The sequence below is a fragment of the Porphyromonas miyakawae genome (assembly GCF_045865415.1).
GTDB classification, from domain to species: domain Bacteria; phylum Bacteroidota; class Bacteroidia; order Bacteroidales; family Porphyromonadaceae; genus Porphyromonas; species Porphyromonas miyakawae.
The window spans coordinates 557549-568281 of the sequence record NZ_BAAFSF010000004.1; the positions used below are offsets into that span (position 1 = coordinate 557549).

Consider the following 10733-nt stretch of genomic DNA (forward strand, 5'->3'; position numbering starts at 1 on the left):
CAATATCACTTTACACGGTTTTTGTTTAGAACAAATTGTACAAGCTCGGGATGTTGAAGACCATAATACTCTTCCCTCCTCTCTTCTTTAAGAGTTCCCTACTATACTCATGGAGGTATTAGGGAGCGTAGCGCATTGTACCTACTATCAAGACATACATAACAATCACAATTTAATACCAAAATGAGACAGGATTTACACATCCCAATGCCCCATGAGGCGTCTTATCCGCTGTTTACAGCGAGAGGCCGTAGTTTACATCCACTGATAATGACTATGGCGAGTATTTTTTTACTCATTATTCCCCTTTCCCTTTCTGCCCAAGCACCCTATCCGACGAGTAGCTACACGCTATCGGACGATGGCACTACACTAACGCGTTGGAATGGGTCCGAGAAAGAGGTTGACCTATCCGCAGATCCGGCCTTTGACAAGGTAACAAAGATCGCAGGATGGGCCTTTTCATACAAAAAGAGCCTTGAACGCGTTACGCTGCCCAATAAGCTCGAGATACTGGACAAGGCGGCTTTCTCCGATTGCGCTTCGCTCTCTGAGATCGGATTCAATGCTTCGCTCAAAACAATTAACTACAAAGCTTTCTTCCGCTGTGCCAAACTGACTGAGCTAACCATTCCTATGGGAGTTACCTCCATAGACGAGCTAGCCTTCGGCCAGTGCAGTGGATTAACGAAAATCTCCTTACCCGCCTCTCTGACAACGATTGGCACACAAACTTTTTACAATTGTACTGCGCTACAATCTATCACTTGCTTGGCACAGACTCCTCCCTCAGCAAAGGACAATACCTTCGATAGTAACTGCTGTGCGACAAGCACGCTCTTTGTGCCGGAGGCATCCCTCGCTCTGTATAAGCAGCAAGCTCCGTGGAGCAGCTTTGTACATATTGAGGCACTACAAGGAGCCGGCTATCCCACTAGCAGCTACGAACTTTCTGATGACAAAGAAACGCTAATACGCTGGACAGGTCCTGAGACAGAAATAGACCTCTCGCAAGACAAAGCCTTTAGCGCTCTCAAAACGATAGGAAATGAGGCCTTTAAAGAGCTAACCACCCTTACCTCCATCATCATCCCCGAGGGGGTCAAGAAGATTGAAATAAGTGCCTTTGAAGGCTGTGCAAGCCTCGCACTTGTACAGCTTCCCACTAGTCTTACTCAGTTGGGTACATCTGTCTTCCGCCGCTGTGCTGCACTGCCGAGCATAGCACTTCCTGAGAGCATTAGTTCACTGCCTGCATTTACTTTCGAAGAGTGTACTTCATTAGCTACTATCAGCTTCTCAAGCAGACTCACCGTAATAGGAAGCCATGCCTTGGCTTCTTGCAAGAGTCTCAAGGTACTCACTCTCCCCGGCTCTGTGACCTATATCGATCAGAATGCTTTTGTCAAATGTGATCAATTAAGCACACTCATCTGCTATGCAGTCACACCTCCCACAGCTCATCAAGCTATTTGCTCACAAGAGACTTATGACAACTGTATCCTTTTGGTACCTGCTCCGGCACTTGAGAGCTACCGAACCACAGCACAGTGGAGCAACTTCAAGAGTATTCAAGGCATACAAGCACCTTACCCGACCAGTAGCTACCGACTCTCAGAAGACAAGAAGACACTCATACGCTGGTTGGGAGAGGAGAGCGATATCAATATGTCCACAGATCCTGCCTTTGCCTATGTAACCACTATTGGAGAGAGTGCTTTCTATGAATTAGAGACTTTGGTTTCTGTTACACTCCCTAATGGCGTCACAACTATTGAGCGACAAGCCTTTGTAAACTGCTTGGCACTGACTGATATCAAGATGCCCAACGGAGTATCTCAAATAGGCGAATGGGCTTTCTCGGGCTGTGCTGCCTTAACAAAGATCTCCCTACCCAGCTCATTAACCGAGCTATCAAAATGCCTATTTGCACATAGCAAAGCACTGAAAGAGGTGATTCTTCCAAGTGGCTTGAAGAAAATCGGCACAAAAGCCTTTTTTGAGTGTGAAGGACTAAAAGAGATTGCTCTACCCAATGGAGTAACTACTATTGCAGACTTTGCCTTTAGTCGGTGTCGCGCATTAGAAGCCATTACGATACCCGAATCATTAACTCAAATTGAGCCATCCGCTTTTGCCGAATGCTCCGCACTGAAAAAAGTAAATCTGCCCGAAACATTCACGACTATAAGTCCGTGGACCTTCTCGCAGTGCACAAGCCTTACGACAATTGAGCTGCCGGCTGCTTTGAACAAAATAGGCGATCATGCCTTTGCCAAAACGCCCCTCGAAAAGATCACAGTGAAGGGCAATGTACCACCTACTACTACCAAAGATATGGTGGACGACAATATATACACTACCGCCACACTATACGTACCCGAAGAGGCTGTAGAAACTTACAAGAAAACGGCTCCCTGGTCCGCATTCCTAAAGATTGAAGCCGACGTATCTATTCACTATCCGGAGAGTAGCTACACCCTATCGGACGATAAAACCATCTTGATAAAATGGCTGGGGGATGAGAAAGAGATTGACCTGACGGCCGATCCTGCTTTTGCGGCCCTTACCACCATCGGAAATAAAGCCTTTGAGAAAAAGGAGATTACCTCTATCGTAATACCCAATACGGTGCACTCTATCGAGGCAGAAGCTTTCAGTGAATGTGCTCATCTCGCTCAAGTAACCCTTTCCAATACCTTGGAAGAGATCGGTCAGTTTGCCTTCTATAAGTGCAATGCATTAGAGAGGATCACGCTACCGGCGTCGCTCAAGCGAATAGGTAAATGGGCGTTTTTCACCTGTGCAGTCCTAACCGATGTAGTCCTGCCTGAGAACCTGGAGTTTATCGCCTATAAAGCTTACTCAGAGTGCCCTGCAATCAAAGAGATCACTATCCCCAATAGTGTAACCGACTTGGATATGTATGCATTTGCTCAATGTACCGGCTTGGAGCGTGTAACCTTTGGCGATAAGGTTAAAGACTTAGGCACGTGGACCTTCAACGGATGTAAAGCACTGAAAGAGGTGGTACTGCCGCCCTCCATCGAAATGATAGGGGAAGCTGTTTTCCGCAAGTGTAGCAAGCTTCCTAACCTAACCCTTCCTGCTTCCGTTAAAGAGATTGGCAACTTAGCCTTCTCCGGATGTGAGGCAATGACTGACTTCGTATTGCCTGAGGCGGTAAGTGCCATAGGGAATAGAGCTTTCAGCGACTGCGCCGGACTTAAAAGAATCGTTATTCCTGCCAAAACGAAATGGATCGGTGACGAAGCATTCAAGGGCTGTCTTGCATTAGACTCTGTGATTTGCCATGCTACCACACCGCCTACCTGCAGCAATGCACCATTTGAAGCAAAAACCTATGCTCACGCCGTATTGCGAGTGCCGGATGCTGTCGTTAAGCTCTATGCGAAGACGCAGCCGTGGAGTAACTTCAAACTAATCAATTCAACGGATAGCGAAAGAATCTCAAGCGAAGCTACGCTCTCCATTGCGACCGCTCCCGGCAAGCTATCGGTAACCGGTGCCACTTCTATCGCCCTATACAGCTTGGAAGGGACGCTAATAGTATCTATCCCCTCCGTACAACGAGAGGATACTACCGAAGTTGCACTGCCACAAGGCTCCTATCTGCTCTACACCGATGCAGCAACGAGCCGCATTATCATGGTGCCTTAAGCGAAATGGTGCCGTTTGTGTAGCGTAAAATCAACCACGCTACACACAATCTTTACGGACACGGATCCCCTCGCCGGGTTTCCGTGTCCGTTGCTATTAAGACCCTTGAAAAAGGATTATCCTGAACGAAAAAAAGATCTGTACCTTTCGTTCAAAACATCAGTATCTTTCAAATGAAATATCAGAATCTTTCTATGGAAAGATCCGTATCTTTTTTTGACCCGTTTAGTGCCTTTACAAGGGGGCTATGTACCTAACAGAGCATGAGAAGGAGCAAATTATGCACAATTAGGCATGTATGGCCGAAAAAATAGTTGCCGAGAAGCAGGGCAAGGACACCCCATTTAACTCCTAATACAAAGCACCTTACAAGGTGCCTATTTGGAATTTTAAGCGTATCTTTGCCGAACATGCTTGACAGGACGATGCGTCGCCAAGTTGAGCCTGTGCTGTGTGGTAAAGGAATGCACACTTTGACAATGTGAACCTGAGACAATAACAAACATAATATCATACTATAAGCATACATGAATACCAATAAAAAATGCCGTATTGAAGCCGACCTGATAGGAGAGCGCGAGATACCGTGTGACAAGCTCTACGGAGTACAAACCCTTCGCGGAATAGAGAATTTCCCGATAAGCAAGTTTCATCTGTCCGAATACCCGGCTTTCATACAGGGGTTAGCCTATACAAAGTGGGGAGCAGCCATTGCCAACTTCGGTGAAGGATTGCTTACTAAGGAGCAATATGAAGCTATTGTAACCGCTTGTAAAGAGATCATTGGTGGAAAGCATTACGACCAGTTCCCCATAGATATGATACAGGGAGGGGCCGGTACTACCACTAACATGAATGCCAACGAGGTGATCTGCAACAGAGCACTTCAGCTGATGGGTCATGAAGCCGGTGAGTATAAGTATCTGTCACCCAATGATCATGTAAATTGTAGTCAGTCGACTAATGATGCCTATCCGACTGCTATTCATTTGGGGCTGTACTGGATGCACTTAACTATCCTAAAGCCTCTGAAAGAGCTAATCAGTGCACTTCGCGCCAAGGAAAAGGAGTTCAACCACGTACTGAAGATGGGACGTACACAGCTGCAAGATGCTGTGCCTATGAGCTTGGGACAAACCTTTGGCGGCTTCGCCTCTATACTGGAGGATGAGATAGATAATTTGGAGCATGCCGCTAAGCAGTTCCTTACGATCAACATGGGTGCTACGGCGGTAGGTACCGGTATCTGTAGTGAACCGGGCTATGCAGAGGCCTGCGTAAAGGCTATTGCCGAGATCACACGTTGGGATGTAGTGCTGACTAAGGATTTAGTGGGTGCCACAAGCGATACTTCCGTAATGATCGGCTACTCATCGGCTTTGAGACGTTTGGCCGTGAAGTTGAATAAGATTGCCAACGATATACGTTTGCTCTCTTCCGGTCCACGCTGTGGCCTATCGGAAATATTCATCCCTGCTATGCAGCCGGGTAGCTCTATTATGCCGGGTAAGGTGAATCCCGTGATCCCCGAAGTAATGAGCCAGGTATGCTACAAAGTGATGGGTAATGACCTAACGGTTACCTTAGCCGGTGATGCAGCGCAAATGGAGCTTAATGCTATGGAGCCGGTGATGGCTCAATGCTGCTTCGAGAGTATCGAGCTGCTCATCAATGGAATGAATACCTTCCGCACACGCTGTATCGAAGGAATTAAAGCCAATGAAGAGCGTTGCAAGAGCTATATCCATGATAGCGTAGGTATCGTAACGGCTCTTAATCCGATCATTGGGTACAAGAATTCAACCAAGATCGCTAAGCAGGCTATGGAAACCGGTCGCGGGGTGTATGACTTGGTGCTTGAGAATGGCATTCTCAGCAAGGAAGACCTCGATCAAATTCTTAGTCCGGAGAATATGATTAAGCCGGTTAATTTGCATCACATCAAGCCGCTTAAATAAAAGGCTTCGATTAAGGCATAAAGTAAGTAGAATAGTCCCAAGGAGTGTGATACTCTATTGGGACTTTCTATACTCAGCGAGGTGATACTGATAGACGACTATATAGTAAGCCGGGAGCTATTCCAAGAGCACTTCTTATGCGACTATGCAGTTTGCCGTGGTGCTTGCTGCATAGAAGGCGAGAGCGGTGCGCCTATTACAGCCGAAGAGGAGAAAACCATGTGGCGATTACTCCCTGCCGTTAAGCCTTTGCTCAATAAAGAGGCAAGGGCTGTAATACGTCGTGAAGGCATTGCCTATACGGATATCAGTGGGGAGCGTGTGACCGCTTTAGTAGGGGGTAGGCAATGCGTATTTGCTACTTTTACCGAAGAGGGAGCCTGCCTGTGCTCGTTTGAGAAGAAATACAGAGCCGGAGAGATAGACTTTCCCAAGCCCATCAGTTGCCACCTCTACCCTATTCGCATCCATCGCTATCCGCATGCTATTGCACTCAATTACGATGAGTGGGATATTTGTCGTCCTGCTGTACGCTTGGGGCGGAGCAAGGGAATCCCTGTGTATAGAGCACTTAAAGAGCCTTTGATTAGAGCCTTTGGGGAGGAGTTTTTTAGTCGTCTCGAAGCGGCTGAAGCTCTTCTTAAGGAAGCGGCAGAAAAGGATATTCATTAGCTAACGAATACAAGCGTTGTGAGTGGAATAGGTCAATTCTTTGTCATACTGCTATTTTATGCATTGGGCGAACTGCTCTCCGCAGCGATCGGGCACTTTATACCCGGGAGTGTGTTGGGTATGTTTTTGCTTTTTATCGCCTTGCAGGTGCATGCGGTTAAGTCGGCACATGTAAAGGATGCGTCCAAGCTGCTTACGCGTAATATGGGGATTTTTTTCATTCCGGCAGGGGTAGGACTGATCACTCAAAAGGCGCTACTACAGAAGCATTGGTTGCCGATCATTGTATCGATGGTAGTCTCTTCGCTGCTCGTTATGGCCGTTGTGGCACTATTGCAAGAAACGGCTGAAAAAAGGCTTAGGCGCAAGCAGAGTAAGTAACGGTAAGCGATGATGCAAGAGCTCTTAGGAAATCCAATTTTCTCTTTACCTCTCACCTTAGGGGTTTACTTTTTGGCGCAGTGGCTTTATAACCGCACGCGCCTCACCCTGCTGAATCCGCTCATCATAACGCTGGTGGTGCTTATTGCCATAGTAGAGCTGAGCGGCACGGATTACACCCTCTACCGAGAGAGTACTAAGATGATTGACTTCATGCTAGGCCCCTCGGTAGTGGCTTTGGGCTATATGCTGCACGAAGAGGTGCACTATATCAAAAATCGTATTTTTTCTATTCTTGCATCTACCGTGGTGGGTAGTGCCGTGGGTATAGCCTCTGCAGCCGGCATTATCTTCCTAATGGGAGGCGATCTCCAATTAGCCGTTACGATGCAGCCTAAGTCAGTAACAACTCCTATCGCCATGGCACTAAGTGAGCAGTCGGGCGGTATCCCGTCACTTACTGCCGTGGTAGTCATTATTGCCGGAGTGGTGGGGAGTATGATGGCGCCTACCGTTTTCAGGGTGCTCAAGATAGAGAGCCGAATAGCTAAGGGGCTCGCCTTAGGCACCTCTTCGCATGGCATGGGCACTGTGACGGCCATCCAAATGGGTACTGTGGAAGGAGCAATAAGCGGTATGGCAATTGGGTTAATGGGGGCGGTTACTGCGCTTTTGGTGCCTCTTTTTGACAAGTTATGGGCTTTGCTTTGAAAGGTAAAGAGAAGAAATAGTACCTTTGTGTGTAAGGCCTTATAGAAGTATGCAAAGAAGCAAAAAATCAAATAAGATAATGAAGATCATGCTGATCTTCGCTGCTGCAGTTATTGTGGCACTTATTGTAGGACTCTTTTTCGTGCCCATTGAGATGAGGAAGTACTACCTGATGATCTCGGGACTACTGGTACTGAATCTAATCTTTATGTGCTATTTTATAGGTAAAAACAGTCGACAACGATAATTATTCCGATAAGAACAAATGAAACATTTCTTAGTTATCTCCCTATTTACCGCCTCAGTGCTAGTACTTTGCGCCGGCTGCGGATCGAAAAAGAAATTAATCTGTGGGATGCCTATAGATATAACAACGCCAAACGATGAACCCATGAAACAACCCATTGGCCTTTCGCCTCAGCAAATGGTGGCACCTATAGTAGTGTATCGGACTCGTGCAGATTATTCGCAGTATGTACCGGTCACACTCTCTAATGACAAAACTGAGATCGTCTCCTATCCATCGCGCTTTGATCTGGGCACTGCCCCACACTTTGCTAAACCTATTGATTTGGGAAACGGGTTCTTGTGGGATAGACGAGGGATAACGCAGCAAAGTGCGTTCCTCGATATTACCTACGAGCAGTATGCTGCTCTCTCCGAAGACCCGACACCATCCTACTTGCTAAAGCATATTTTGGACGCTGAGCCATTTATTTTTATCGCTCAATGTAATCGCCACTATCTGCCTGCAGAAATTACGGATGAAGCACTGGCTGCCTACTGTCGGCAAGGACTCCCCGGAGCAACTATTTTGTTGGACAAACAAAAAGAAGCGAGCCGATAAGCAACTTTGTTTCTTAGAAATTGTTGTTTTTTTCAAATAAAGTAGTACCTTTGCATCACCGTTCAAAAAAGACGGCCCAAATGCGGAAGTAGCTCAGTTGGTAGAGCACGACCTTGCCAAGGTCGGGGTCGCGGGTTCGAATCCCGTCTTCCGCTCTCTTGGTTACAAAGCGTCTTGTTGCCTGGCGATAAGGCGTTTTTTTCTACCTCGGTGGATGGTTAAGCATATCTACCGAGAAGGTATCCAAGGTGAGTGAAAAAGGTGCCTTTGTATGCCCAGATGGCGGAATAGGTAGACGCGTTGGTCTCAAACACCAATGGGGTAAAACCCGTACCGGTTCGATTCCGGTTCTGGGCACCATTCAGAGTTTTTATCCCTGCTTATTTTATTTATACGCTTATTTGTACCGCGTTTGGTGCATTAGCTGCTTTTATGCCTTCCGAATACACTATCTTTGTAGTTGAATAGTAGAATAATGCGAAAGTTGAGCCCCTTGAAAGGGAAAGCTCTTGAAATAAATTAAGCGTCCCCTAAGTATATTTCCGGTATACCTTAAGGCAAAGAGATTTCGAAGCATATTTACGTGTAGCCGAGGGGAATACGGCAGACAAGGCAATAGGTAAGGGACTCACGTAGTAGAAGACACAAATGACACGAATAGGTACTATATTTTCTCTGGTGCTAGGTGCGCTGCTATGCCATGGCGCCACATCGCTTGTTCAAGCGCAAAATAATCAGTCGTTATCCCCTTTGGAGGAGAATCCTCGCTTAGCAGTGCTGCGCGATGAGCATATAATAGTTCTCCCCTCCCCATATTATCGCTCTCCTTTGCCACTTTGGCTTCAAATGCCTTTGGTGAATACCTCTATTCCCCCTAAGTCGCATTACCTTGAAGTGGAAAGCGCTAAGTGGCCCTCCCTCAGTTCGTCCCAAAAAGATACTTCTTACCGCATTACAGCGGTGGAGGAATTCAAGAAGGGAGCAGAAATAGACCGCTTAAATATGGAGCGCTTCCAACTTCGCAACCCCTCCCTCTTGGTTGCTTCGGCTGCCGATTTAGCCGCTTCACGCTTTGTGATGGAAACTGTATCGGCAGAGGATCCTTCACTCAAAGTAGCCTCTACCATAGAGAACGGGGCTATACCCACGCCCCCTATGGGGGTCAGCTTGGAGCGACGCTATTGGAAGCCCGGATGGGAGAGCATTGTGCAGTTTTCCGAGAACTATGTGTCGCCAAACTGGCATAAAGGGGGCAATAGCGCACTCAATTTGTACAACAAACAGCTGTTCCGGATGGATTATAACAAGGAGCGTATCTCGTGGCTTAATGAGCTGGATTGGCGGCTGAGCGTGTTCACCAGTGCCGCCGATACGGTAAGTCGCTTCCGCGTGGCCGAGGATTTGCTCAAATTGCGCAGTAACTTCGGGGTAAGAGCAGTGGAAAATCTCTTCTATACATTAGACGTGGAAGCGCGCACGCAGCTGTTTACCATGCGGGAAGAGAATAAAACGGCCCGTCTGTCTGACCTCTTCTCTCCGATTATTGTCAATGTCGGATTAGGTATGAAATACACGTTGGACAAGTCCTTCCAGAATCACTACGGACGCCGCTTGCGGCTTAATGTCAATGTAGCCCCCTTGGCTTATGACTTCCGCTGGAGTATGCGTACAGATATAGACATGCAGCGGCATGGATTTAAGGAGGGCAAGCGCACCTACAGTGCTTTCGGTTCTATGCTTAAGGCAGAGATGATATTTGATGTGACCAGTCAACTATCGTGGAGAAGCTACTTGTACTATAATACCAGCTATCACCGAGTGGAGACGGAATGGGAGAATGGTCTCAACTATGCCTTTTCCCGCTTCTTTTCGGCGCGTATAAATGTGCAGCTTCGTTATGACGATGCAGCACCCCGCACAGAAGAAATGCGCAGTCGATTGCAAATTAATCAGCTCCTCAGCATTGGCTTCAGCATGACGCTGTAGTTGCGCAGCACAGATTTAAAGGAGCGGATAGAGCGATACACTCCCCTCATGTTCCTTTAGTTTAGAGTCCGGCAGCACATAGGGCAGCTAAAGGGTGTGGCTCTTCTCAAAACAGGATCGTAAAAAAGGCTTTGCTACCGAAGAGCAAAGAGTGCACTCAATCGCAGCACGCAGAGCACGCTTTTGCGATTTGAGGCGTTTAGAGTACTGTTTTTGCCGATTAGCACGAAAGAGGATTGGGCGAATAGCTTGCCAAACAAATTCTTTTTGTACCTTTGTCCTCACCAATGAGTTTGCCACAAACAATCTCAAGGGTTTTTCAGCTTTCAAGGAAGTGTGGGTGAGTGGCTGAAACCAACAGTTTGCTAAACTGTCGTACGGGTAACCGTACCGGGGGTTCGAATCCCCCCGCTTCCGCAGTAAAGGGTGTAAATCAACGTGTTACGTGGTTTACACCCTTTTTCGCACCCAAAAATTACTGGTTGGAATATTTGACT

At 47.2% G+C, this 10733-nt stretch carries 8 protein-coding genes and 3 tRNA genes; all 11 read left to right on the plus strand.

The features are described 5' to 3' along the window. Window positions 1–276: 276 nt before the first annotated feature. The 11 genes from ACLWMH_RS07835 to ACLWMH_RS07885 all read left to right on the plus strand — a co-directional run bounded on the left by ACLWMH_RS07835 (window position 277) and on the right by ACLWMH_RS07885 (window position 10653). The gene (locus tag ACLWMH_RS07835; RefSeq protein ID WP_411916137.1) at window positions 277–3681 is read left to right on the plus strand and encodes a leucine-rich repeat domain-containing protein; all 3405 of its coding nucleotides are present in this window, start codon (window positions 277–279) and stop codon (window positions 3679–3681) included. Window positions 3682–4208: 527 nt separating this feature from the next. After that, window positions 4209–5639 carry an aspartate ammonia-lyase gene (locus ACLWMH_RS07840; protein WP_411916138.1) on the plus strand — a complete coding sequence of 477 codons (1431 nt, stop codon included), beginning with the start codon at window positions 4209–4211 and terminating at the stop codon, window positions 5637–5639. 81 nt (window positions 5640–5720) lie between these two features. Further along, the gene (locus ACLWMH_RS07845) at window positions 5721–6311 is read left to right on the plus strand and encodes a DUF3109 family protein (protein WP_411916255.1); all 591 of its coding nucleotides are present in this window, start codon (window positions 5721–5723) and stop codon (window positions 6309–6311) included. Between the two features lie 18 nt (window positions 6312–6329). Then, the gene (locus ACLWMH_RS07850) at window positions 6330–6692 is read left to right on the plus strand and encodes a CidA/LrgA family protein (RefSeq protein ID WP_411916139.1); all 363 of its coding nucleotides are present in this window, start codon (window positions 6330–6332) and stop codon (window positions 6690–6692) included. A 12-nt stretch (window positions 6693–6704) separates the two neighbouring features. Continuing rightward, complete coding sequence (locus tag ACLWMH_RS07855; RefSeq protein ID WP_411916256.1) at window positions 6705–7403, plus strand: LrgB family protein; 699 nt, start codon at window positions 6705–6707, stop codon at window positions 7401–7403. Window positions 7404–7452: 49 nt separating this feature from the next. Continuing rightward, on the plus strand, window positions 7453–7650 hold the full coding sequence (locus ACLWMH_RS07860; RefSeq protein WP_411916140.1) for a hypothetical protein: 198 nt from the start codon (window positions 7453–7455) through the stop codon (window positions 7648–7650). Window positions 7651–7668: 18 nt separating this feature from the next. After that, window positions 7669–8250 carry a hypothetical protein gene (locus ACLWMH_RS07865; protein ID WP_411916141.1) on the plus strand — a complete coding sequence of 194 codons (582 nt, stop codon included), beginning with the start codon at window positions 7669–7671 and terminating at the stop codon, window positions 8248–8250. 82 nt (window positions 8251–8332) lie between these two features. Next, window positions 8333–8405, plus strand: a tRNA-Gly gene (locus tag ACLWMH_RS07870). Window positions 8406–8523: 118 nt separating this feature from the next. Beyond that, a tRNA-Leu gene (locus tag ACLWMH_RS07875) sits at window positions 8524–8610 on the plus strand. Between the two features lie 288 nt (window positions 8611–8898). Beyond that, window positions 8899–10236: a DUF3078 domain-containing protein gene (locus ACLWMH_RS07880; RefSeq protein ID WP_411916142.1), complete on the plus strand. Its 1338-nt coding sequence runs from the start codon at window positions 8899–8901 to the stop codon at window positions 10234–10236. Window positions 10237–10566: 330 nt separating this feature from the next. Continuing rightward, a tRNA-Ser gene (locus ACLWMH_RS07885) sits at window positions 10567–10653 on the plus strand. Window positions 10654–10733 lie beyond the last annotated feature (80 nt).

Excerpts from the sequence above, each read along its gene's own strand:
- ACLWMH_RS07835 (WP_411916137.1), top strand. The coding sequence starts at position 277 with ATGGCGAGTATTTTTTTACTCATTATTCCCCTTTCCCTTTCTGCCCAA.
- ACLWMH_RS07840 (WP_411916138.1), top strand. The coding sequence starts at position 4,209 with ATGAATACCAATAAAAAATGCCGTATTGAAGCCGACCTGATAGGAGAG.
- ACLWMH_RS07855 (WP_411916256.1), top strand. The coding sequence starts at position 6,705 with ATGCAAGAGCTCTTAGGAAATCCAATTTTCTCTTTACCTCTCACCTTA.
- ACLWMH_RS07860 (WP_411916140.1), top strand. The coding sequence starts at position 7,453 with ATGCAAAGAAGCAAAAAATCAAATAAGATAATGAAGATCATGCTGATC.
- ACLWMH_RS07865 (WP_411916141.1), top strand. The coding sequence starts at position 7,669 with ATGAAACATTTCTTAGTTATCTCCCTATTTACCGCCTCAGTGCTAGTA.
- ACLWMH_RS07880 (WP_411916142.1), top strand. The coding sequence starts at position 8,899 with ATGACACGAATAGGTACTATATTTTCTCTGGTGCTAGGTGCGCTGCTA.